The following is a 22212-nucleotide window of genomic DNA, read 5'->3' on the forward strand; positions in this document are numbered from 1 at the left end:
GCGTGCTGCGCCTGCGTCGCCCGCTCACTCGGACCCGCCAGCGCCCGCTCACGCAGGACGTGCAGCTCGGCCACACGGCCACGGGCATCGGCGGGCTCGCTCGGGATCTGGTCCACAACGGTCATGTACTGACCCTACGAAGTCGGACAAGAAAACCTTGCCGTCGACTCCGTACAGTCTCGCGTGTCGATTCCTGGCGGGGACGGACAGAACTGTGTCCCGTACGTCCCGAGTCAACAGCCGGACACCCCCTGTGTCTGTAGGGTTCCGACATAGACCTCGGTGAGGGCATCGCGTCCGCGGGCGGCACCCACCGTACCGGGGTGCCGCCCGCGTTCTTCACTTCCCTACAACGCGTTCCCCTTCAGGAAGGCGCTGTGGAGGTTCAGCCGCCGCAGTGGAAGCGGGCGTCCCCCCAGTCCGCGTGATCGTTGCCGTTGCCGTCGCCGCCGTCGTCGACCACCAGGTCGACGTAGGACGCGCCGGTGACGTCGGCGGTGAGCGACCAGGCGGGGTCCACGGCCTTGAGGACCGGGGACTTCGCCTTCTCCGTGCCGTCCGCGAGGACGCCGAAGCGGACGCTGCCCCGGCCGACCTGGCTGTCGTCCGCGCCGACCTCGGCGGTGAAGGAGGTGCAGCGGCCGCCGAGGTAGTAGCGGAGGGTGGCGGGGGCGTGGGTGCCCAGGCCCTTGGCGTACGCCACTCCCCCGATCCTCAGCGGGGAGCCGTCGCCGGCGCCGGTCCCGCCGTTGGAGAGGTCGCGCTCGACCGGTCCCCAGCCGTTGGCGGCCGAGGTCCAGTCGTGGTCGCTCGCCCAGGTGTCGGCGGTGGGCGGCGGCGGCAGGGTGCGGACGGTGGCGGCGGCGGTCAGCCTCCGCTCGCCCCCGGCGACGGTGTACGTGAGGGAGGCGTTCAGCGGGTACGACCGGTAGGCGGCGTCCACCGGCGGGGTCACCTGCCAGGTGGCGGTGGCCTTCGCGCCCGCCGCGACCGTGCCGAGGACGACGGGCGCGGCCGGTTCGGCGGTCCAGCCGTCCGGCAGGGCGAGGACGGCCCGCGCGCCGGTGGCCTCGGCGGCCTCGTCGTTGCCGAAGGTGACGGTGACCCGGTTCGGGCGGCCGGGCTCCAGGGTCTCGGGCGCGGCGACGGCGAGGGTGCCGCAGGCGGCGCGCTCGGGGGCCGGGCCGAGGTCGGTCACGGTGAAGCCGTCGAGGACGAAGTCGGCGCCGTCGGGGGCGTCGGCGCGCTTGCGCAGGCCGGTCCAGGTGTCGCCGCAGCCCGCCGTGACGGTCTCGGTGAAGTGCCCGGTGGTGCGCTGCTGTCCGATCGGGGTGCGGCGGGTCTCGACGGCGGCTCCGGTGCCGCCGGTGCGGTCGTAGCCGGTGACCCATTCGTACGCGCCCGCGTGGCTGGACTGGTAGTCGTAAGCGACGCGGTACTGGTGGCCGTCCTTCATCGGGACGGTCCAGGGCGCGGTCCGGTAGACGAGGCCGGTGTTCTCGTCGTGCGACTTGAGGGACTCGGCGCCGCCGATGACGTCGTCGACGAGCTTCCCGTTCCAGCCGGCCTGCGTGTAGGGGGCGTGGAGCTGGGCGATGTGGGTGCGCGGGTCGTTCGTGCCGCCGGAGTCGCCCTTGAGGAAGGGGCCCCAGCCCTGGTCGACGGCCTCGAAGTCCTCGTACGCCGTGGTCCCGGCCTTGGTGGCGGGGTCGTTGGCGACGATCCGGACGTCGTCGATCCGGACGGCGGCGGCGCTGCCGGCCGCGGCCTCGATCTTCAGGGTGGTGGCGCCGCGCGGCGCGGTGAAGGTGACCTTGGCGCGCTGGAGGCGGGTGTCGTTCCAGTCGGAGGCGGCGATCCGGTTCTGGAGCGGGGAGCGCTCGACGGTGACGGACGCGCCGCCGACGGAGAGGGTGGTGGGGCGGGTCTTCCCGGGTTCGACCTCGATCAGGGCGGAGGCGGTGTACCGCTCGCCGGGGGTGAGGCCGGTGATCCGCCGGCCGATCGATGCGGTGGCGGTGCCGGTGAGCTTCGCGCTGGTGCGGCCCCGGTCGTCGGTGTCGCGGGCGACGGTGCCGGTCTTCGTCCAGGCGGTGAGCTTCGCGTCGTTGAAGCCGGGGTCCTTCACCGGGGTGCCGTGGCCCCACCGCGGGTCGGCCTGGGCGGGGGCGGCGTCGGGGTAGAGGACGTAGGCCTGTCCGGCGGCGGCCTCCAGCGTGACCTTTCCGCCGGTGGGCCGTACGGTGGCGGTCTTCACGCGCCCGTTGTCGGTGAGCTCGTACACGGTGTACGAGCGGGTGCCGGACGGGACCTCCCAACTGGTCGTCCCGCCGGCCCTGTTGTAGTGGTAGAGCTTCTCGCCGCCGTCCCAGGGGAGCAGGTAGGCCTCGCCGTCGAGGACCTTGCGGCCGTTCTCGTAGAAGGTGCGGCGGCCGTTCTCGACGGTGCCGCGGACGCCGCCGGTGAAGGTGATGTCGTCGCCGTTCCAGCGGGTGATCCGCTGCCGCTGGAGGTACTTGGCGGGGAGGTTGCGCTGCCAGACGTTGGCGGTGAAGGCGTTCCAGTCGGTCTCGCCGGTCCAGCCCTCGAAGTCGACGAGGGCGGTCTGGCCGAGGACCGGGTGGTCGTTCCAGACGTCCTTCTCGCCGTTGCGGATGAAGCGGATGATCCGCGAGTTGAGGCCCTTGTTGGTGGCGCCGCCGTAGTCGAGGTCGTTGGCCCAGTGGGACCAGAGGGAGGAGCGCTCGAACTTGTCCGCCCATTCGGTGGCGACGTTCCAGCCCTGCGCCTGGACGGTCCGCATCGTCTTGTCGGCGATCCAGCCGTGCGTGTAGTAGACGTCGATGTAGAGCGCGGAGAGGTTGGGGTCGGTCTCGTCGCGGAGCTGCTGGAAGCGGCGGGCGAGGTCGCCACTGTTGATGTCCCGGCGCTGGTCGATGTAGTAGCTCTGGTTGAGCCAGTTCCAGCCGGGCCTGGTCCTGTCGACGAGGGTCTCGCTGAAGTTCTTCGCCTCGGGGTACGACTCGGTGGCGTTCACGTGGACGCCGAAGCCGGCGTTCCACTTCCTGCCCTCCTTGAGGAGGGTGTTGAGGTCGGCGAGGCCGCCGGCCCGCTTGTTGTAGTTGCCGCCGTAGTCGGGGTGGGCGGAGTCGTGGCCCTCGGAGCCGTACCCCTTGAGCAGGGCGAACTGGCCGAGGCCGTCGGTGGCGAGCGAGATCCGCTTGACGTCGTCGAGGGTGCGCAGGAAGGGGTGGGTGGCCTGGGAGGCGAAGTTGAACGGGATGTGGGCGACGACCCGGCCGGGGGTCTGCTCGCTGCCGGGGGCCTTGATCCCGATCGTGCGGAAGGCGACGGCGCCGTCCTGCCAGTCGACGGCGCCGTCGGCGTTGGCGTCGGGGGTGACGACGACCTTGGCCCAGGGCAGGGCGTCGCCGCTCTCGGGCTGCGGGGCGCCTTCGCCGCGGTGGGTCCACTGGCCGGACCAGACGCCGACGCGGGTCTCGGTGCCGTTCCTGCGGGCCTGGTGCCAGAAGCGGGAGCCGTCGCGGGCGGAGGCGCCGGAGGGCTTGTCGTAGCTGGAGTTGGACTCGACGGCGGCGGCGAGGCGGCCGGTGTGGACGATCGCGTAGGCGGCGCCGACGGGGTTCGCCTCGGCCGGGGTGGCGTCGGTGACCCGCGCGAAGACGTCGGCGGTGCGGGTGGAGTCCGGGTCGAGGCGGGTGAAGGCGGTCGCGGCGCCGCCGGCGTCCGAGGAGCCGACGGAGACCAGGTCGTGGCCGGGTATGTCGATCGTCCCGACCCGGAAGGACTCGGTGTCGCGGACGGCGGTGATCCGGAAGGTGGTGGTCCGGTCCTGGACGTCGAGGCGCGCGTCGATCTCGACGCCGGGCAGGTCGGGGAAGACGAGGGTGTACGCGGCGGAGGCCGGCTTCAGGACGGGGGCGGCCTTGGTCCGGACGGTGCGGGCGGTGCCGTTGAGGACCACCTCGGTGACCGGGGCCGTACTGCCGAGGAGGCGGGCGCCGCTCGCGCGGTCGGTGTACGAGAGGACGCGGGGGAAGTCCTGGGCGACGGCGACGGAGAGCTGCCGGGAGGCGATGGCGGCGTCCGCGGTGACGCCCGCGGCGGTCCCGGCGAGCGGGCTCCGGGCGTCGGCGGGCCCGGCCAGGGCGACCACGGCGGAGGAGGCGGCGGCGAGCGCGCAGGCCGCGCGGAACCTGCGGCCTCGTGGCGAGTGAGGGAGGGGCATGCGCACTAGTTGGCCCCGGCCCGGCGGCACCGTCAACGAGATCGCGCCGCGCGGGCGCCTCCAGTCCAAGAACCCCCTTCGGTTAGTCCAAGTGGGCTCCGAAGGGGGTCCGTCGGCTTTTGTTCCCCGGGGTCAGCAGCCGCCGCAGTTGTAGAAGGTCACGTCCCAGTGGTTGCCCTCGTCGGCGTAGACGTTGCCCGCGCCGGACTTCCACTGCGGGGCGCCGTCACCGCGCACGCCGATGTAGGTGAAGGTGTTCTTGACGTAGTTGGTGAGGCAGGTGGCCTTGCCGAAGTCGAGCTTGTAGCCGTTCCAGTGGGAGTACGTGCCGCCCGCGTGCCCGGTCTCGGTGCCGCCCGTGATGTTGAGGCCGCAGCCGCTGGCGCTCTTGAGGGTCTGGGCGCCCTGGGCGGTGGCGAGGTTGAGCTGGTCGAAGGACGTGCAGGTCGGGACGTTGCGGTTGGAGCAGCCGCCGGACGAGGACCAGGTGATCCCGGACGACTGGAACCGCGAGGTCGCGGCGGAGTGGCTGATCTTGGTGACCGCGTGGGCCTCGCCGGCGGAGGCGAGGACGCCGACGCCGGGCGCGAAGAGCGCGCCGAGGACGAGGGTGAGGGCGGTCAGGACGGAGCGGAGCTTCATCGGGGGTTCCTCCTGCTGGTGACCGTGAGGGGGTGGGGACGGCGGTGCAGGTGGTGCGGACGGCGCGCACGGCGTCGGTGACGCCGGTGTGCCGGGTGGCGCGCACGGCGTTCCCGACGCCGGTGTGCCGGGGGCGCGGGGAGGTGGTGCCGCGGTTCTACGCGCGTATGGTGCCGCAGTTCTACGCGCGTCCGGAAGAGGGCGTCGGCCCTTTCCGGGGGCTTCCGGGTGAACATCTTCCGCAGATGTTGAATGTTGAACGGAATGAAGGTACGGTCATTCTCGTTGAAGGTTCAACCAACCCCGAGCAAGGAGCAGTCATGGGTCTCTTCGGCCGCAAGAACACCGAGTCCGCCACCGCCGTCGCCACCCTCCCGGTGGACCCGGCCCTGGCCGCCCTGACCGGCGACTACACCATCGACCCCGCCCACAGCAGCATCGGCTTCACCGTCCGCCACGCCATGGTCACCAACGTCCGCGGCACCTTCGCCGAGCACGAGGGCGCGCTGAGGCTGGACGGGACGGACCCGGGCGCCTCCACCGCCTCCATCGACGTGAAGATCGCCTCCGTCGACACCGGCATCGCCGACCGCGACGGCCACCTGCGCAGCGGCGACTTCTTCGACGCCGAGCGGTTCCCGCTGATGTCCTTCCGCTCCACCCGCGCCGAACAGCTCGGCGGCGACACGTACCGGATCACCGGCGACCTGACCATCAAGGACGTCACCCGGCCGCTCTCCATCGACCTGGAGTTCAACGGCACCGCGACCGACGTCTACGGCAACGAGCGCGTCGGCTTCGAGGGCTCCGCCGAGATCCTGCGCTCCGAGTGGGGCCTGACCTGGAACGCGGCCCTGGAGACCGGCGGCGTCATGGTCAGCGACAAGGTCAGGCTGAACTTCGACATCTCCGCGATCAAGAACGCCGCCTGACCCCCCGGCCGCGAGGCCGCACGAGCGCGCCCGCCCGTCCGCCGCACTCCGGCGGACGGCGGGCGCTCGGCGTTTCCGGGGCGGGTCCGGCGGGCGCCGGGCCGCCTTCGCCGCCGCCTCCGGTCAGGCCGTTCGCCGCCCCTCCGGTCAGACCGCCTTGGCCGCCGCCTCCACCACCGCCGGGACCAGCCGGTCGTTCTCCGGCGCGCCGGGACCCCCCACGAGGGCGAAGCGGCGGCGGGCGTAGGCGTAGGCGAGGCCGGTGGCGGGGTCGGCGAAGGCCTGGGAGCCGGGGGCGCCGCTGTGGCCGACGGCGCCCGGACCCAGCGACGGGTAACGGACGGCCGACGGGACGAAGCCGAGCCCGAAGGCGTTCTGCGAGCCCGTGACGAGGTCGGTGCCCTCCGAGTGGATCCGGGCGAACTCGGCGAGGGTGCCGGGGGCGAGGAGCGGGGGCCGGCCGTCCAGCCCGCCCGCGATCGCCGCGTACATCCGGGACAGGCCCCGGGCGGAGCCGACGCCACCGCCGGAGACCGGCGACTGGGCCCGCACGGCACGGGAGTTGCCGTACGCGACCATGTCCAGCGGCGGATCGGCGCGGAGGTTGAAGGCGACGGCCGCCAGGCTGTCGGGCGCCATCGGGTTCGCGTCGAGGAAGGCCTGCTCCCGGGCGGTGGGGACCGCCGGCAGGGCCGGGCGGAAGCGGGGCTCCAGCTCCTCGGGCAGGCCCAGGTGGTAGTCCAGGGCGTACGGGGCGCGGACCCGCTCCTCGAACAGCTCCTGGATCGTCCGGCCGGTGGCCCGCACGACCACCTCGCCGACCAGGGCGCCGACGACGAGGCCGTGGTAGCCGTGGCCGGTGCCCGGCTCCCAGAAGGGGCGCTGGCCGGCGAGCCGGGCGGCGGTCCTGCGGTCGTCGGCCAGCTCCTCCAGGGAGAGGCCGCCGTCCGCGCCGATCACCCCGGAGCGGTGCGAGAGCAGCTGGCGCAGGGTGGTCTCCCCCTTGCCCTCGGCGGCGAACTCGGGCCACCAGGAGGCGACCGTGCGGTCGAGGTCCAGGGCGCCGTCCTGGACGAGGAGGGCGGTGACCAGGGCCATGGCGCCCTTGGAGCAGGAGTAGAGGGCGAGCAGGGAGTCCCCGTCGACGCCGTCACCGCCCCAGAGGTCGACGACGAGACGGCCGCGGTGGTGGACGGCGAGCTGCGCGCCGCCGTCCCGCGCCTCGCGCGCCGCGACCTCCGCGAACACCTCCCGTACGGACTCGAAACCGGGTTCCACCGTTCCGTGGACGTGGACGTCGCTCATCGCGCCTCTTCCCTGCTCACCGCCGTCGCGGCCGTGGTCGTGAGTGGTGCCGGTCGTCCCGGACGACGGTAACGGCCGCCACTGACAACGGAGTCGGGCAGGAACGGGCCGGGACCGGACCCGCGGGCCGGAGCCGCGGGCCGGAGCCGTTGTCAGTGGCCGCCGTTACGGTCGGCGGCATGGAATTCCGTATCGACAGCGCCGTGTTGACCGACGCCGTGGCCTGGGCCTCGCGCGTCCTGCCGACCCGCTCCCCGATGCCCGTCCTCGGGGGTCTGCTCCTGGAGGCGACGGGGGACGGGCTGCGCGTCTCGGGGCTCGACCACGAGGCGTCCGCGCGCGTCGAGGTCGAGGCCGAGACGGTCGTGGCGGGCCGGGCGCTGGTCCTGGGCCGGCGGCTGCTCGACATCTGCAAGGTGCTCCCCCGGGGCCGCGCCGGGCTCGCCGTGGAGGGCGCCCGCCTCTCGGTGGCCTCGGGCGACGCCCGGTTCGGCCTCTCCCTGCTGCCCCTCGACGACCGTCCCGCACCGCCGCCGCTCCCCGAGGTGCTCGGCCTGGTCGACGGGGACGCCTTCGCGGCGGCGGTCGGCCAGGTCGCGGTGGCGGCCGGCCGGGACGACTCGCTGCCCGTCCTCACCGGGATCCGGCTCCACCTGGACGGGTCGGTCATGACGCTCGCCGCCACCGACCGCTACCGCTACGCCGTCCGCACCCTGGAGTGGAAGCCCGGGGACGGGGCGGACGCGGCGGACGCCGACGTGGTCGTCCCGGCCCGGCGCCTCACCGAGATCGCCCGCTCCCTCGCCGGCACGGGCCCGGCCCGGCTCGCGCTCGACTCCGGCTCGCTGGGCTTCGAGAGCGGCGGGATGCGCACCACCACCCGGCTGCTCGACGGCCGGCTCCCCCGCCACGACAAGCTCTTCGACCTCGGCGCGCACGCCCTCGCGGTCACCGGCCGGGTCCCGCTGGCCGAGGCCGTGAAGCGGGTCGCGGTCGTCGCGGAGGGCGACAGCCCGGTCCGGCTGGCCTTCTCCGCCGAGGGCCTGCACCTGCGGGCGGGATACGAGGACGACGTGGCGTCCCAGCGGCTTCCGGCCTCGCTCACCGGGGCGGACTCGCTGGCGGTCGCCTTCAACCCCGGCTACCTCCTGGACGCCCTGACCGCCCTGGACAGCCCGGAGGTCCGCTTCCACCTCCTGGGCCCCGGCCAGCGGGCCCTGCTCACCGACGGCCCGGACCCGGGCCACCGCCATCTGCTGATGTCGGTGAAGCCGCTGGTCTGAGACCCGGTCTAGAAGCCGCCCCCGCCGTCGAAGCCGCCGCCCCCGCCGTCGAAGCCGCCGGAGTCACCGGAGCCGAAGTCGCCGGAGGAGAAGTCGCCGCCCTGGAAGTCGCCGCCGCCGTACTCGGAGGCGTAGGCCGGGGTGGAGAGCACGGAGCCGAGGACGGTGCCCATGAGGAGGCCGGGGAGCAGGCCGCCGCCGAAGTAGCCGCCGGCCCAGGGGCCGTAGGCGGGTCCCGCCTCCCAGTAGGGGCGGCGGCCGGCGTCGGTGTCGACCGTACGGGCGAGGGGGTCGAGGCCGTCGTCCAGGCGGGCCGCGTCGGCGGCGCAGACCGGGACCTCGCGGGCGGTCCCGCCGGCCGGGGTCCAGACGCGGTCCTCGCTGGAGGGGCCGTGGCGCGGGTCGAAGAAGCAGGGGGCGCGCCGCTCGGGCAGCGGGCGGTGCTCGCGGCGGGCGGCCAGGACGGCGAGGGAGAAGCGGCCGTCCTCCAGGGCCTCGGTCACCCCGCGCACGTCGTGCGGGCGGGCGGCGGAGCCCATGAGGGACTTGGCCCGGTCGTAGGAGTCGAGGGCGCGTTCGTAGTCGCCGCGCATGGTGTCGTCGGCGCCGGCCTCGGCGGGGTGGAAGTCGAGGCGGTCGAGCTCCTCGCCGAAGGCGGTGATGTCCTCGTCGACGACGACCCGGAGCTTCTCCAGGGCGGCCCGCTCCTCGGCCTCCCGGCGGAGCCGCTTGCGGCGGACGACCGCGTAGGCGCCCGCGCCGCCCGCGACGACGACGCCGCCGAGGACGGCGAGTCCGGCGACCGGGACCCCGGAGTCGGATCCGGCGGAGCCCCAGGAGTTCGGGGCGGAGCCGCGCATGACGGGGAGGGCCTGGTCCACGAAGGCGTTCAGCTCGGCGGCCGCGTCGGCGCCGGGCGCACGGACGGAGGCGGCGAGGTTGCGGACGGCGGCCGGGGACATCACGGAGGGGTCGACCCCGGCGTCGAACCGGTCGCCGAGCCGCACGGCGTACAGGCCGGTGGCGCCGGTCTGGGCCCGCAGGTTGTCGAGGAGCCCCTGCGGCGGGAACTGCGCGTTCGCGGGCAGCACCGCCACGAAGAGCGGCTTGTCCGCGTCCTCGATCTTCCGTGCGAGGGCGTCCGCGTCGGCCTCGGAGAGCTGGTCGGCGGCGCCGGGGTCGACGTAGACCGGGCCCTGTCTCAGGGCGGCGGCCGCGTCGGACACGCCCGTGGCCCTGGCACCCGCGGTGGGCACCAGGACCAGGAGCAGCAGCAGTATCAGCCCGCCGAGGGCCGCTGGGCGGGCGAGCGGCCTGGTCCTCATACGTCGACGCTACCCGAACGGCGTCGAACAGAACATAAAAGACCAAAGTCGACTATTCGGCGGGGTCGATCCCCGCCCGCAGCAGGCCGTAGGTGAAGGCGTCCTCCAGGGCCTGCCAGGAGGCGGCGATGACGTTCTCGCCGACGCCGACCGTGGACCACTCGCCGTGCCCGTCGCTGGTGGTGACCAGGACCCGGGTGGTGGACTCGGTGCCGTGGCGGCCCTCCAGGATGCGGACCTTGTAGTCGGTCAGCTCGAACTTGGCGAGCTGCGGGTAGATCCGCTCCAGGCCGACCCGGATCGCCCGGTCGAGGGCGTTGACCGGGCCGTTGCCCTCGGCGGTGGCGACGATCCGCTCGCCCTTGGCCCAGAGCTTCACGGTGGCCTCGTTGGCGTGGGTGCCGTCGGGGCGGTCCTCGACGATCGCCCGCCAGGACTCCGTGCGGAAGTAGCGGCGGGCCCGGCCCTCGGCCTCCTCGCGCAGGAGCAGCTCGAAGGAGGCGTCGGCGGCCTCGTACGTGTAGCCCCGGAGCTCGCGCTCCTTGACCCGCTCGACGACCCGGGAGACGAGCGCCCGGTCGCCGCCCAGGTCGACGCCCAGCTCCTTGCCCTTGAGCTCGATGGAGGCGCGGCCGGCCATGTCGGAGACGAGCATCCGCATGGTGTTGCCGACCCGCTCCGGGTCGATGTGCTGGTAGAGGTCGGGGTCGACCTTGATCGCGGAGGCGTGCAGTCCGGCCTTGTGGGCGAAGGCGGAGACGCCCACGTACGGCTGGTGGGTGGAGGGGGTGAGGTTGACGACCTCGGCGATGGCGTGCGAGGTCCGGGTCATCTCGGCGAGGGCGCCCTCGGGCAGCACCCGCTTGTCGTACTTGAGCTCCAGGGCCGCGACGACGGGGAAGAGGTTGGCGTTGCCGACCCGCTCGCCGTAGCCGTTGGCGGTGCACTGGACGTGGGTGGCGCCCGCGTCGACGGCGGCGAGGGTGTTGGCGACGGCGCAGCCGGTGTCGTCCTGGGCGTGGATGCCGAGCCGGGCGCCGGTGTCGGCGATGACGGTGGCGACGACGGCCTGGACCTGGGCGGGGAGCATGCCGCCGTTGGTGTCGCAGAGGACGACGACGTCGGCGCCGGCCTCGTGGGCGGCGCGGACGACGGCCTTGGCGTAGTCGGGGTTGGCCTTGTAGCCGTCGAAGAAGTGCTCGCAGTCGACGAAGACGCGGCGGCCCTGCTCGCGCAGGTGGGAGACGGTGTCGCGGACCATCTCCAGGTTCTCTTCCAGGGTGGTGCGCAGGGCCAGTTCGACGTGCCGGTCGTGCGACTTGGCGACCAGGGTGACGACCGGGGCGCCGGAGTCGAGGAGTGCCTTGACCTGGGGGTCCTCCGCGGCGGAGCCGCCGGCCCTGCGGGTGGCGCCGAAGGCGACGAGCTGGGCGTTCTTGAACGCGATCTCCTGGCGGGCGCGGGCGAAGAACTCCGTGTCGCGGGGGTTGGCGCCGGGCCAGCCGCCCTCGATGAAGCCCACGCCGAACTCGTCGAGGTGCCGGGCGATGGTCAGCTTGTCCGCGACGGTGAGGTTGATGCCCTCGCGCTGTGCTCCGTCGCGCAGCGTCGTGTCGAAGACGTGGAAACTGTCGTCGAGGGATGCGGCCTCGGCGTTCTCCGTGGTCATGACTGTCATGGCTCCTGTCGGATGTGGCTCCGGAAGGTCTGGCTCCACTTGCCCCCATTCTCGCGCCGCGTCCGTCTCCGGCGTGGGTGGGGCCGGAAAACGAAAAAACCCCTCGCGGGTGCGAGAGGTCTGCGCGCGGGTCTGGGGCACGGTGTCCGCCCGCGTGGGGGTCGATCCACGCGTCAGCGGTCACTGCGGACCGGCGCGCCGCTGCCGATAATCATCGTGGTAGCAGGCACGCCGGAATTCTGGCACAGGTGACCGCGCCGTGGCGCGGGGATCTCACGATACGGGCATGCTGTCCCGTTTCCGTCCGGGCGCGGCGGCGCCGTCCGCGCCGGCCCGGCCGAGGTCGATGTCGCGGGTCTCGCGCATCGTGAGGTAGACGACCAGGGAGACGGCCGCGCAGCCGGCGACGTACCAGGAGAAGCCCGACTCGATGCCGGCGTCCTTGAACCAGAGGGCCACGTACTCGGCGGTGCCGCCGAAGAGGGCGTTGGCGACGGCGTACGGGAGGGCGACGCCGAGGGCGCGGACGCCGGTCGGGAAGAGTTCGGCCTTCACGCAGGCATTGATGGAGGTGTAGCCGGTGACGACGAGGAGCGCGAGGAGGGAGAGGCCGAGGGCCGGCCAGAAGGAGCCCGCGTGCTTGAGCATCGCCATGATCGGCACGGTGAGGAGGGTGGAGCCGACCGCGAAGGTGATGAGGAGGGGGCGGCGCCCGATCCGGTCGGAGAGCCGGCCGGCGAGCGGCTGGAGGCAGGCGAAGACGATCAGGGCGCAGAAGGAGACCAGGGTGGCGGTCTGCTTGGGGAGCCCGGCGGAGTTGGACAGGTACTTGGTGAGGTAGGTGGTGTACGTGTAGTACGCCACGGTGCCGCCCATGGTGAGCGCGACGACGAGGAAGGCCTCGCGGCGGTGCGCCCACAGGGCCTTGAGGGTGCCCTGCCGGCCCTGCTCGACGCCGTCGCCCGCGGACTCCTCGTAGACCTCGGTCTCCAGCATGGTGCGGCGCAGGTAGAAGACGACGGCCGCGCCGAGGGCGCCGACGACGAAGGGGACGCGCCAGCCCCAGGAGTGCAGGGCCGCGTCGGACAGGGTCTGCTGGAGGACCAGGAGCAGGCCGAGGCCGAGGACCTGGCCGGCGGTCATCGACACGTACTGGAAGCTGGAGGCGAAGCCGCGGTGCTCGGGGGCGGAGGCCTCGGTGAGGTAGGTGGCGCTGGCCGCGTACTCGCCGCCGACGGAGAGGCCCTGGAGGAGGCGGGCGACGAGGAGGACGGCGGCGCCGCCGTACCCGGCGACGGCGTAGGTGGGGGCGACGGCGATCAGTACCGCGGAGGCGGACATCAGGGTCACGGTGAGGGTGAGGGCCGTTTTGCGGCCCTTGCGGTCGGCGACGCGGCCGAGGAGCCAGCCGCCGACCGGGCGCATGAAGAAGCCGACGGCGAAGACGCCGGCGGTGTTCATGAGTTTGGCGGTGTCGTCGCCCTCGGGGAAGAACGCCCCCGCGAAGTAGGTGGCGAAGCTCGCGTACACGAACCAGTCGAACCACTCGACCATGTTGCCGGCGGAGCCGACCCAGATCTTCTTCCAGTGCTCTCGTCCCATGGGCAGGAACCGTGCCGGAGCACCGGCCCCGCCAACAAGGGCGCAGGGGGCAACGATCCTGTGTACTTGCGTGCGTTACGGTCGCGCGAGCAGCTCCTGCTCGACGAACTCCCGCACGTGGTCGAGGACTTGACCCCTGCCCGTGCCGGGGATCCCGACGGCGACGTGCACGCTGAAGCCGTCGAGCAGGGCGCGCGTCCGGGTGGCGAACCGGTCCGGGTCGACCGGCCGGAACTCCCCGCGCGAGACCCCCTCGGCCAGGATCGCGACCAGGTCCCGGTGCCAGGCGCCCTCGACGGCGGCCTGCCGGGCGCGGGCGTCGCCGTCGGCGTTCCGCGAGCGGTTCCAGACCTCCAGCCAGAGCGTCCAGTGCGGGTCGCGCGGCCCCTCGGGCACGTACACGTCCACGTATCCGTCGAGCCGTTCGCGGGCGGACCCGGGCCGGGAGAGCAGGGCGCCGCGCCGGGCCCCGAGCCGCCCCTCGCTCCACTCCAGGGTCTGGAGCAGCAGCTCGTCCTTGGTGCGGAAGTAGTACAGCAGGTGCCCGCTGCTCATCCCGACCTGCCGCCCGAGCCCGGCCATGGTGAGCCCGTCGAGCCCGCGCTCGGCGATGGTTCCCATGGCGGCGGCGAGCACCTCCTCGCGGGGCGGGGCGGCCTGGTTGCGGCGGCGGGATCGGGGCGGGGGGCTGCTGCTCTGACTCACTCGTACGTTCTACCCGATGACGGGCCCGGCAGGTCCGGCCGTCAGACCCGCGGCTGCTGCTGGGTGATGCAGTGGATGCCGCCGCCGGCCGCGAAGATCGCGCGGGCGTCGACCAGGACGACCTCGCGGTCCGGGAAGAGGCGGCGGAAGATCTCGGCGGCGAGTTCGTCGTGGGGGTCGTCGAAGGCGCAGAGGACGACGGCGCCGTTGCAGAGGTAGTGGTTGATGTAGGAGTAGTCGACCCAGTCGCCCTCCTCGTCCTTGAGGACGGTGGGGGCCGGGATCTCGATGACCTCCAGGGGCCGCCCCTGGGCGTCGGTGGCGGCGCGCAGGACGCTCGCGTGCGTCCGGGAGCGCTCGTGGTCGGGGTGGGCGGGGTCCTGCTGGCCGTGGACGAGGACCGTGCCGGGGCGGGCGAAGGCGGCGACGATGTCGACGTGGCCCTGGGTGCCGTACATGCCGTAGTCGGCGGTGAGGCCGTGCGGGAGCCAGATCGCCTTGGTGGTGCCCAGCTTCGCGTGGATCTCGGTCTCGACCTGCTCGCGGGTCCACCCAGGGTTGCGGCCGGAGCCGAGCTGGACGGTGTCGGTGAGGAGGACCGTGCCCTCGCCGTCGACGTGGATCGCGCCCCCCTCGTTGACCAGGGGGCTGCTCAGGACCGGGACGGACGCGGCGTCCGCCACGTGGCGGGCGATCGTGGAGTCGTGCTCCCAGCGGGCCCAGTCCTGGGCGCCCCAGCCGTTGAACACCCAGTCCACGGCGGCCAGGCCGGTGCCGTCCGTGACGAAGGTCGGGCCGATGTCCCGCATCCAGGCGTCGTCGAGGTCGCGCTCGACCAGGTCGACGTCCGGGCCGAGGAGCGCGCGGGCGCCTTCCCCGTCACCGGGGGCGACGACCATCGTGACCGGCTCGAAGCGGCGGACGGCGCGGGCCACCGAGGCCCAGGCGGTACGGGCGGCGGCCAGCTCCTCGTCGTCGGTGAAGGTGGGGTTGGGGCTGGGCCAGGCCATCCAGGTGCGCTCGTGCGGCGTCCACTCGGCGGGCATGCGGTACGTCATGATCACGGTTCCTAGGGGAGGTGGAGGCGGTCGGGGGAGACGGATCCGACCGCCCCGGAGCGGATCGGGGAGCCGTCGAGCGGGACGGGGCCGGTCCGGCCGCGTCCCGTGGGGGTCGGTCGCACGTCTCGAACGCCTCCTGTTTGAGCGTCACTCTAAATGCTGATGCCGACGCTTCCAAGGATCGGCGCGCGATACGGGCGCAGATCACATTGAGCACCGCTCTAAATCTCGTCCCCGAGGGGACAGGACCCCGTGGGGCGCCGGTCGCGGGCCGCGCCCGGTCACGGCATGAGCGCCGGTTCGTACGAAGGCTGTAACAGACGCCGGACGCGGGTGGGCCGGCCTCTCCTCGTGGCGACAATGACGATGTCGCTTGCGCACGGACCGGCTCCGGGCCGGCCCACGGGGGAAGAGGGAACGGCATGAACTCGAAGAAGACCAGGGGTGGCTCACCGCGTCGGGGCCTGCGGGGCGCCGTCCTGGGCGCGGCCGTCGTCGCGGCCCTGCTGACGACCACCGGCTGCCAGGGGGACGACCCGGCCGCCGCCGCGCCGACCGCCGCCCCCTCGGGCTCCGCGTCGGCCGGCGCGAGTGCGCCGGAGACCACCGCGCCCACGGGCGACCCGGGGACCGGCGGCAGCGGCCCGACGGCCACCGGGACCGGGGGCGGCGGCGAGACCGGCGGCGGCAACGGCACGGAGTACCCGGACTGCGAGGCGGACGGGCTCGGCACCGCGGTCGAACTCCAGGACGCGGCCGGGGAGACGCCCCGCCACTTCCTGCTGACCGTCACCAACAGGGCGAAGACGCCGTGCGTCCTCAACGACGCGCCGCAGGTGCGGCTGAAGGCCGGCGACGCCGCCCCGGTCGTCGAGCCGCTCGGGGAGCCGGACACCGAGCCCGTCGTCGTCGAGGGCGGCGGAAAGGCCTACGCGGGCCTGTACGTCTTCGGGAACGACGAGGGGGGCGAGGCGGAGTACGACCGGTCCGACCGCTTCACCGCGACCCTGGTCGCCGGCGAGGGCACCGAGCTGAGCGGCACGCTCGTCTTCGACCTGCCCGGCGGCCTCGGCACGGTCTCCGTCGACGACGCGGCGCGGGTGAACGGCTGGGCCGGCACCGAGGGGCTCGCGATGCGCCCGATCACCCGGCTCTGAGGGGCGGCGCGGAGGTCTCTGCGGGCCGGGGCCGGCGACCGCTCGGGGAGCGGCGCCGGCCCTCGGCGTCCTAGGGAGCGTCCGGAAAGCCCCTAGCCCAGCTCGTGCATCCAGCCGTGGGTGTCCTCGGCCTTGCCGGTCTGGACGGCGAGGAGCGCCTCGCGGAGCTTCATCGTGACCGCGCCGGGCTCGCCGCCCGACTGGGCCCACTCGCCCCGCGCGGACTTGACCGTGCCGACCGGGGTGATGACGGCGGCGGTGCCGCAGGCGAAGACCTCGGTCAGGGTGCCGTTCTCGCTGTCGGCCTGCCACTGGTCGATGGAGACGCGGCCCTCCTCGGCCTCCAGGCCCAGGCCGGCGGCCAGCTTGAGCAGCGAGTCGCGGGTGATGCCGGCGAGGAGCGAGCCGGTGAGGGTGGGGGTGACGAGCTTGTCTCCGTACACGAAGTACAGGTTCATGCCGCCGAGCTCCTCGACCCACTTGTGCTCGACGGCGTCGAGGTAGGCGACCTGGTCGCAGCCCTTGGCCGCCGCCTCGGCCTGCGCGAGCAGGGAGGCCGCGTAGTTGCCGCCGGTCTTGGCGTCGCCGACGCCGCCGGGGACGGCGCGGACGCGGTCCTCGGAGAGCCAGATGGAGACGGGCTTCACGCCGCCGGGGAAGTACGGGCCGGCCGGGGAGGCGATGACGACGAAGAGGTACTCGTTGGCGGGGCGGACGCCCAGGCCGACCTCGGTCGCGATCATGAACGGACGCAGGTAGAGCGAGGCCTCGCCGCCGTGCTCCGGGACCCACGCCTTGTCGTGCCGGACGAGGACGTCACAGGCCTCGACGAAGGTCTCGACGGGCAGCTCGGGCATGGCCAGGCGGCGGGCGGAGGCCTGGAAGCGGCGGGCGTTGGCGTCGGGACGGAAGCTGGCGACCGAGCCGTCGGGGCGGCGGTAGGCCTTCAGGCCCTCGAAGATCTCCTGCGCGTAGTGCAGGACGTTGGTGGCCGGGTCGAGCGCGAGCGGGCCGTACGGGACGAGCTGGGCGTCGTGCCAGCCGCGGCCGTCGGTCCACCGGATGGTGACCATGTGGTCGGTGAAGTGGCGGCCGAATCCCGGGTTGGCCAGGATCGCCTCGCGCTCCGCGTCGGACAGCGGGCTGGAGGAGGGCTTGAGCTCGATCGTGGGCGTCGTCATGAGTGCGTGTCCTTCACCGGTCGTGTGGGGAGGACCGCGCGCGTACGCCGCCGTCGGAGACTTTCGTCCCCGACGGGGTGGACGTCCGGGCATGCCCGCATGCCGCGGCCCCACGTTCGATTATCGCTCGCGGGGGCCGGTGCGGGAAACGGGTACGCGCGGTCCGGGGTGGAATGGGGGTGCGCTCCCGGTGGCCGCGCAGGGGACAGCCGCCGGGCGCTGTGCGACCCGGCGGCTGATGTGGCGTGTCAGTCGGCGCGGGTCAGCTCGCTACTCGCGCGGCGAGCGCGTCGCCGATCTCGTCCGTCGTGCGGACGCCGTCGCCGCGCTCGGTGAGGTCGGCGGCGACGGCCTCCTCGACGCGGGCGGCCTCGGCCTCGTACCCGAGGTGGCGCAGGAGGAGGGCGACGGAGAGGACGGTGGCCGTGGGGTCGGCCTTGCCCTGGCCCGCGATGTCCGGCGCGGAGCCGTGGACCGGCTCGAACATCGACGGGAAGTCGCCGCTCGGGTTGATGTTGCCCGAGGCGGCGACGCCGATGCCGCCGGAGACGGCCGCGGCGAGGTCGGTGATGATGTCGCCGAAGAGGTTGTCGGTGACGATCACGTCGAAGCGGGCCGGGTCGGTGACGAGGAAGATCGTCGCGGCGTCGACGTGCAGGTAGTCGGTGGTGACCTCGGGGAACTCGGCGGCCACCCGGTGGAAGGTGTCCGTCCAGAGGTGGCCGGCGAAGGTCAGCACGTTGTTCTTGTGGACCAGCGTGAGCTTCTTGCGCGGGCGGGCCTGGGCGCGGGCGAAGGCGTCCCGGACCACGCGCTCGACGCCGAAGGCGGTGTTGACCGAGACCTCGGTGGCGACCTCGTGCGGGGTGCCCTTGCGGATGGTGCCGCCGTTGCCCGTGTACGGGCCCTCGGTGCCCTCGCGGACCACGACGAAGTCGATCTCGGGCTGGCCGGCGAGCGGGGTCGCCACACCGGGGAGCAGCTTCGAGGGACGCAGGTTGACGTGGTGGTCGAAGGCGAAGCGGAGCTTCAGGAGGAAGCCGCGCTCCAGGACGCCGGAGGGCACCGACGGGTCGCCGATGGCGCCCAGCAGGATGGCGTCGTGCTTCTTGAGGGAGTCCAGGTCGGCGTCGGTGAGGGTCTCACCGGTGGCGCGGTAGCGCTTGGCGCCGAAGTCGTACTCCTCGGTCTCCAGCTTCACGTCCCGGGGAAGGACGGCCGAGAGGACCTTGAGGCCCTGGGCCACGACCTCCTGGCCGATGCCGTCGCCGGGGATGACTGCGAGATCGATGCTGTGAGACATGTCGGCACCCTACTGGTCGTCCCATCGTCTGACACGCAACGTCCACCATGTGGACGAACGTCCGAGGGGCGACCCCCGGGAGGGGGCGGGGTGGATCAGTGGCCGGTGGAGCCGCCGTTGTCACGGCGGTCGAGGGCGCGCTGGAGGGCCGCGGCGGCGTTCTGACGGGCCTCGTCGGCGGGACGGGCGGAGGAGTGGCGGACGCGGCGGGCGGTCTGAGCGGCCATGGGGGATCGACTCCTTGAGATCAGTGGTGATCGAAGGTGCCGGAAGGGGCGGGGAGCGCCGCCGCAGGGGTTGCCTGCACGGGGCGTCGCGCTCTCGGCCGCCATTCGCTGATGAAGCGAGACGTTCGGCTCCTACAAAGCTAGGGCAGTCCGGCGCGTCTGTCTCCACAATTACTCGGACTTCCTACTATCTGAGACGGCGGGGCACCGAGGGTCACCCCGCGACGGCCCGCAGCTCCCGGATCAGGGCCCGCACGGCGGGGGAAGAAGCCGGCTCGGGGGTGGTGACGCAGCCCACCGAACGGGTCGGACGCTCCGGTCCGAGATCGGTGATCCGCACCGAGGGCGGTGCTCCGACCGGGGAGAGCTCCGGCATCACGGCCGTCCCGAAGCCGGTGCCCACCATCGAGAGCACCGCTCCGTCGTCCTCGGCCTCCACGGTCGCGGGCGGCAGCCACTCCTGCTCGGCCCACCACTCCCGGGTGTACGAGGTGCAGTTCTCCGTCCAGTCGATCAGCGGGAGCGTGCGCGGCGCCGGGTGCCGCGCCGCGAGCCGCCCCGGGGCGCGGGGCAGCAGGTGCAGGGCGGCGCTGCGGAAGGCCGCGCTCCGCAGCGGGCCGGCGGGGACGGCCGGGCCGCCCGCCTCCGCGCCGCGCACCTCGGCGGCCATCACCTCCAGGAGCCGCAGCACCCTCCGGGCGTACGCGAGGGCCCGCTCCCCGGCCGGGGTCGGGGTGGCGCCGGTCCCGGGGCCGGGCGCCGCGCTCGTCGAGAACCTCCAGCTGTCGGTCGACCCGTACCACCGCGAGGCGGTGGACACGAACGAGCTGTGGACCCTGGGCTCCCCGATGGAGGGCCGCGCCCTGGGCAGGGTGCTCGACTCGCGTGACCCGTCGCTGCGCCCGGGCGACCTCGTCCTGCACCGCAAGGGCTGGCGCACCCACGCCCCGGTCGCGCCGGACGAGGCGCGCCGGGTCCCGGACCTCGGCCCCGGCGTCCCGCTCGCCGCGCCTGGGCCTGCTCGGCGGTACGGGCCTGTCGGCCCATGTGGGGCCGACCCGGATCGCGCGGCTCCAGCCGGGCGAGGACCTGTTCGTCTCGGCGGCGGCCGGCGGGGTGGGCACGGCGGCGGGGCGGCTCGCCCGGCTGCTCGGCGCGGGGCGCCTGGTGGGCAGCGCGGGTTCGGCGCGCGAGGTGGCGTACCTGACGGAGGAGGTCGGGTTCGACGCGGCCTTCGACCACCACGAGGGGCCGGTGGCGGAGCTGCTCGCGCGGGCCGCGCCCGAGGGGCTCGACGCGGCGCTCGAAGGGGTGGGCGGCGAGCACCTGGAGGCCGCGATCGGCTCGCTGCGCGAGTACGGCCGGATCGCCCGGGTGGGCGCCGTGGCCCCGTACCACTCGCTCTCGGCTCCCCCGCCGGTCCCGCGCAACCTCTTCGACCTGGTCGGGAAGAGCATCCGGCTCGAAGGGTTCCCGGTCCGGAACCATCTGGACGCCCTGGAGGAGCTGTACGACCTCGCCGTCCCCGGTCTGCGCGACGGTTCGCTGCCGCTGGACGTGACGGTGGCGGAGGGCTTCGGGCACGTCGTGGACGCGTTCCCGGGGATGCTGCGCGGCGAGAACCTGGGGAAGGCGCTCGTCACGGTCCGACTCGGCGCACCCGCCCGGGTCGCCCTCGCGCCCTGCGCGCCGTCACGTCACGTCGCCGTCCCGCCAGTCGAAGACCAGCGGGGCGGCGGGGTCCGGCAGGGGCCCCGCGCCCGCCGGGCGCAGGAAGACGCCCCCCTCCTCCTCCGGGAGGTGGACGATCCCGTCGGGCGTGAACGCCTCGACGCGCCCCTCCCAGACCTGCCAGCCGCGCCCCCGGTAGAGCGCGGCGCCCGCGTCCGAGGCGGCGAGCGCCCCGAAGGCGTACGCCCCGTCGATCACCCGCTCCAGCTCGGCCATGACCTCGCCGCCGAGCCCCCGGCGGCGCAGGTCGGCCCGGACGCCGACCCCTTCCACGTACCCGACGCGGTGCGAGCGGCCCCCGTGGAGCAGCCGGCGCATGACGACGGCGCCGTGGGCGGCGATCCCCCGCTCGTCCTCGATCCAGGCGTGGAGTCCGCCGAGGGTGTGGTCCCAGTCCTCGTCGCCGAAGTCGCCGTCGAAGGCGGTGTCGAGCATCTCGCGTACGGAGCGGAGCAGGTCGGCCCCGAGTTCATGGGTGGGTGCGGTCCTCACGGTCATGCGCCCCACCCTCCCACATCCGGCTAACCGTCGAAAATGAATTGACAGGTTACTTCGGCCGTGCTGGAATCACCACGTCGACACCTAACCGTTCATTCACACATAAGGGGTTAGAAGATGTCCGTGCTGCCGACCCACCACCGCACCGCCACCGTCCGCGGGCACGAGATCGCCTACCGGGAGGCCGGCCCCGCCGACGCCCCCGCGCTGCTCCTGCTGCACGGCTTCCCGACCAGCTCGCACATGTTCCGCGACCTGATCCCGCTCCTGGCCGACCGCTACCACCTGATCGCCCCCGACCACCTGGGCTTCGGCCGCAGCGCCGCCCCCTCCGCCGACGACTTCCCCTACACCTTCGCCGAACTGGCTGCGCTCACCGCCGAGTTCACCGAAGCCGTCGGCCTGGACCGGTTCGCGCTCTACGTCCAGGACTACGGCGCCCCCATCGGCCTGCGGCTCGCCCTCGCCCACCCCGAGCGGATCACCGCGATCGTCACCCAGAACGGCAACGCCTACGAGGAGGGCCTCGGCGCCGAGGCCTGGGCCCCGGTCCTCGCCCTGATCGAGAACCGCACCCCGGAGACCGAGGAGCCGGTCCGCGCCCTCCGCTCCCCCGCCGGCATCCGGTGGCAGTACGAGACGGGCGTCCCCGCCGAGCACCGCGACCTCCTCAGCCCCGACGCCTGGCACCACGACGCCGCCCTGATGGCCCGCGAGGGCCAGGACGGCGTCCAGCTGGACCTGATCGCCGACTACGGCTCCAACATCGCCCTCTACCCGGCCTTCCAGGAGTACTTCCGCGCCTCCCGGGTCCCCCTCCTCGCCGTCTGGGGCGAGGGCGACCAGGTCTTCGTCCCGGCGGGCGCCGAGGCCTTCCGCCGCGACCTCCCGGACGCCGAGGTCCACCTCCTGCCCACCGGCCACTTCGCCCTGGAGACCCACGCGCCGCGGATCGCGTCGCTGATCGACGACTTCCTGACCCGGCGGGTCCCCGTCAGGCCGTAGCCTTCTCCAGGTCGCGGGCCATTCGCCCCACCCAGTCGGTGAAGCCTTCCCGATGGCGGCCCTCACCCGCGAGCAGGGTCGCGACCTGCGCGTCCGTGAGCCGGTCGGGCCCCGGCCCGGTCAGCAGCCGGTGCAGCTCCTTCATCAGGGACATCATCCGCAGCGCGTCGAGGTGCTCGATCGCGTCGACCCCGTGCCCGGGGCCGAGTGTCGTTGAACCGGGCATGTCGTGCCTCCTCACCGATCCCCTTCCAGCAGCGTAAGCCTCCCGCACGGGAACCGCCCCCGACCTCGGTTGGGGGACCGGGGTCGGGGGCGGTGTCGGGGG

At 73.5% G+C, this 22212-nt stretch carries 18 protein-coding genes and 1 pseudogene; 5 read left to right on the plus strand and 14 right to left on the minus strand.

The features are described from left to right. Window positions 1–385: 385 nt before the first annotated feature. Both ADL08_RS32310 and ADL08_RS32315 read right to left on the minus strand, forming a co-directional pair. A complete protein-coding gene (locus tag ADL08_RS32310; protein WP_053649354.1) occupies window positions 386–4249 on the minus strand; it encodes an endo-alpha-N-acetylgalactosaminidase family protein in 3864 nt (1287 codons plus the stop codon). A 132-nt stretch (window positions 4250–4381) separates the two neighbouring features. After that, window positions 4382–4891 carry a hypothetical protein gene (locus tag ADL08_RS32315; protein WP_053649356.1) on the minus strand — a complete coding sequence of 170 codons (510 nt, stop codon included), beginning with the start codon at window positions 4889–4891 and terminating at the stop codon, window positions 4382–4384. A 320-nt stretch (window positions 4892–5211) separates the two neighbouring features. Here ADL08_RS32315 and ADL08_RS32320 point away from each other — a divergent pair, with 320 nt between their 5' ends. Further along, window positions 5212–5823, plus strand: coding sequence for a YceI family protein (locus ADL08_RS32320; protein WP_053649357.1), 612 nt, complete (start codon window positions 5212–5214; stop codon window positions 5821–5823). Window positions 5824–5970: 147 nt separating this feature from the next. Here ADL08_RS32320 and ADL08_RS32325 read toward each other — a convergent pair whose 3' ends face one another. Next, window positions 5971–7128: a serine hydrolase domain-containing protein gene (locus ADL08_RS32325; RefSeq protein ID WP_053649359.1), complete on the minus strand. Its 1158-nt coding sequence runs from the start codon at window positions 7126–7128 to the stop codon at window positions 5971–5973. Window positions 7129–7307: 179 nt separating this feature from the next. Here ADL08_RS32325 and dnaN point away from each other — a divergent pair, with 179 nt between their 5' ends. Next, window positions 7308–8411 (plus strand): DNA polymerase III subunit beta, encoded by a 1104-nt coding sequence (dnaN, locus tag ADL08_RS32330; protein ID WP_053649362.1) that lies wholly within the window; start codon window positions 7308–7310, stop codon window positions 8409–8411. 8 nt (window positions 8412–8419) lie between these two features. Here dnaN and ADL08_RS32335 read toward each other — a convergent pair whose 3' ends face one another. The 5 genes from ADL08_RS32335 to ADL08_RS32355 all read right to left on the minus strand — a co-directional run bounded on the left by ADL08_RS32335 (window position 8420) and on the right by ADL08_RS32355 (window position 14779). Continuing rightward, window positions 8420–9736, minus strand: a complete 1317-nt coding sequence (locus tag ADL08_RS32335) for a hypothetical protein (protein WP_053649363.1) — start codon at window positions 9734–9736, stop codon at window positions 8420–8422. 52 nt (window positions 9737–9788) lie between these two features. After that, window positions 9789–11405: a citramalate synthase gene (cimA, locus tag ADL08_RS32340; RefSeq protein ID WP_053649366.1), complete on the minus strand. Its 1617-nt coding sequence runs from the start codon at window positions 11403–11405 to the stop codon at window positions 9789–9791. A gap of 282 nt (window positions 11406–11687) precedes the next feature. Next, on the minus strand, window positions 11688–13016 hold the full coding sequence (locus ADL08_RS32345) for an MFS transporter (protein ID WP_053649369.1): 1329 nt from the start codon (window positions 13014–13016) through the stop codon (window positions 11688–11690). Between the two features lie 75 nt (window positions 13017–13091). Then, complete coding sequence (locus ADL08_RS32350) at window positions 13092–13637, minus strand: TetR/AcrR family transcriptional regulator (RefSeq protein ID WP_234352345.1); 546 nt, start codon at window positions 13635–13637, stop codon at window positions 13092–13094. A gap of 125 nt (window positions 13638–13762) precedes the next feature. After that, the gene (locus ADL08_RS32355; protein WP_053649372.1) at window positions 13763–14779 is read right to left on the minus strand and encodes an agmatine deiminase family protein; all 1017 of its coding nucleotides are present in this window, start codon (window positions 14777–14779) and stop codon (window positions 13763–13765) included. 425 nt (window positions 14780–15204) lie between these two features. Between ADL08_RS32355 and ADL08_RS32360 the strand changes: the two genes are divergently transcribed. Then, window positions 15205–15939 (plus strand): DUF4232 domain-containing protein, encoded by a 735-nt coding sequence (locus ADL08_RS32360; protein WP_053649375.1) that lies wholly within the window; start codon window positions 15205–15207, stop codon window positions 15937–15939. A 92-nt stretch (window positions 15940–16031) separates the two neighbouring features. Here the strand turns inward: ADL08_RS32360 and ADL08_RS32365 are convergent, their stop codons facing one another. The 4 genes from ADL08_RS32365 to ADL08_RS32375 form a co-directional block, all read right to left on the minus strand. After that, a complete protein-coding gene (locus ADL08_RS32365) occupies window positions 16032–17120 on the minus strand; it encodes a branched-chain amino acid aminotransferase (protein ID WP_053649377.1) in 1089 nt (362 codons plus the stop codon). Between the two features lie 262 nt (window positions 17121–17382). Then, on the minus strand, window positions 17383–18423 hold the full coding sequence (locus ADL08_RS32370; protein ID WP_053649379.1) for a 3-isopropylmalate dehydrogenase: 1041 nt from the start codon (window positions 18421–18423) through the stop codon (window positions 17383–17385). A 95-nt stretch (window positions 18424–18518) separates the two neighbouring features. After that, window positions 18519–18650: a hypothetical protein gene (locus tag ADL08_RS38895; protein ID WP_267889597.1), complete on the minus strand. Its 132-nt coding sequence runs from the start codon at window positions 18648–18650 to the stop codon at window positions 18519–18521. A 214-nt stretch (window positions 18651–18864) separates the two neighbouring features. Then, window positions 18865–19470: a LysR substrate-binding domain-containing protein gene (locus tag ADL08_RS32375; protein WP_063890678.1), complete on the minus strand. Its 606-nt coding sequence runs from the start codon at window positions 19468–19470 to the stop codon at window positions 18865–18867. On the opposite strand from ADL08_RS32375, the pseudogene ADL08_RS37750 reads away from it, so the two are divergent. Next, window positions 19391–20297, plus strand: a pseudogene (locus ADL08_RS37750) (zinc-binding dehydrogenase); the annotation flags it as partial. The gene ADL08_RS32375 and the pseudogene ADL08_RS37750 sit on opposite strands and share 80 nt — an antisense overlap. A gap of 45 nt (window positions 20298–20342) precedes the next feature. Here the strand turns inward: ADL08_RS37750 and ADL08_RS34910 are convergent. After that, window positions 20343–20879, minus strand: coding sequence for a GNAT family N-acetyltransferase (locus ADL08_RS34910; RefSeq protein WP_063885395.1), 537 nt, complete (start codon window positions 20877–20879; stop codon window positions 20343–20345). Window positions 20880–20996: 117 nt separating this feature from the next. On the opposite strand from ADL08_RS34910, the gene ADL08_RS32385 reads away from it, so the two are divergent. Next, window positions 20997–21884 (plus strand): alpha/beta fold hydrolase, encoded by an 888-nt coding sequence (locus tag ADL08_RS32385; protein ID WP_053649383.1) that lies wholly within the window; start codon window positions 20997–20999, stop codon window positions 21882–21884. On the opposite strand, the gene ADL08_RS32390 is transcribed toward ADL08_RS32385, so the two are convergent. Beyond that, window positions 21874–22110, minus strand: a complete 237-nt coding sequence (locus ADL08_RS32390; protein ID WP_053649396.1) for a hypothetical protein — start codon at window positions 22108–22110, stop codon at window positions 21874–21876. The genes ADL08_RS32385 and ADL08_RS32390 overlap by 11 nt on opposite strands. Between the last annotated feature and the right edge of the window lie 102 nt (window positions 22111–22212).

This window comes from Streptomyces sp. NRRL F-6492 (genome assembly GCF_001280125.1).
In the GTDB taxonomy this organism is placed as follows: Bacteria; Actinomycetota; Actinomycetes; order Streptomycetales; family Streptomycetaceae; genus Streptomyces.

Coding starts and splice junctions, on each gene's coding strand:
- ADL08_RS32310 (WP_053649354.1), bottom strand. CDS start 4,249: ATGCCCCTCCCTCACTCGCCACGAGGCCGCAGGTTCCGCGCGGCCTGC.
- ADL08_RS32315 (WP_053649356.1), bottom strand. CDS start 4,891: ATGAAGCTCCGCTCCGTCCTGACCGCCCTCACCCTCGTCCTCGGCGCG.
- ADL08_RS32320 (WP_053649357.1), top strand. CDS start 5,212: ATGGGTCTCTTCGGCCGCAAGAACACCGAGTCCGCCACCGCCGTCGCC.
- ADL08_RS32325 (WP_053649359.1), bottom strand. CDS start 7,128: ATGAGCGACGTCCACGTCCACGGAACGGTGGAACCCGGTTTCGAGTCC.
- dnaN (WP_053649362.1), top strand. CDS start 7,308: ATGGAATTCCGTATCGACAGCGCCGTGTTGACCGACGCCGTGGCCTGG.
- ADL08_RS32335 (WP_053649363.1), bottom strand. CDS start 9,736: ATGAGGACCAGGCCGCTCGCCCGCCCAGCGGCCCTCGGCGGGCTGATA.
- cimA (WP_053649366.1), bottom strand. CDS start 11,405: ATGACCACGGAGAACGCCGAGGCCGCATCCCTCGACGACAGTTTCCAC.
- ADL08_RS32345 (WP_053649369.1), bottom strand. CDS start 13,016: ATGGGACGAGAGCACTGGAAGAAGATCTGGGTCGGCTCCGCCGGCAAC.
- ADL08_RS32350 (WP_234352345.1), bottom strand. CDS start 13,637: ATGGGAACCATCGCCGAGCGCGGGCTCGACGGGCTCACCATGGCCGGG.
- ADL08_RS32355 (WP_053649372.1), bottom strand. CDS start 14,779: ATGACGTACCGCATGCCCGCCGAGTGGACGCCGCACGAGCGCACCTGG.
- ADL08_RS32360 (WP_053649375.1), top strand. CDS start 15,205: ATGAACTCGAAGAAGACCAGGGGTGGCTCACCGCGTCGGGGCCTGCGG.
- ADL08_RS32365 (WP_053649377.1), bottom strand. CDS start 17,120: ATGACGACGCCCACGATCGAGCTCAAGCCCTCCTCCAGCCCGCTGTCC.
- ADL08_RS32370 (WP_053649379.1), bottom strand. CDS start 18,423: ATGTCTCACAGCATCGATCTCGCAGTCATCCCCGGCGACGGCATCGGC.
- ADL08_RS38895 (WP_267889597.1), bottom strand. CDS start 18,650: ATGGCCGCTCAGACCGCCCGCCGCGTCCGCCACTCCTCCGCCCGTCCC.
- ADL08_RS34910 (WP_063885395.1), bottom strand. CDS start 20,879: ATGACCGTGAGGACCGCACCCACCCATGAACTCGGGGCCGACCTGCTC.
- ADL08_RS32385 (WP_053649383.1), top strand. CDS start 20,997: ATGTCCGTGCTGCCGACCCACCACCGCACCGCCACCGTCCGCGGGCAC.
- ADL08_RS32390 (WP_053649396.1), bottom strand. CDS start 22,110: ATGCCCGGTTCAACGACACTCGGCCCCGGGCACGGGGTCGACGCGATC.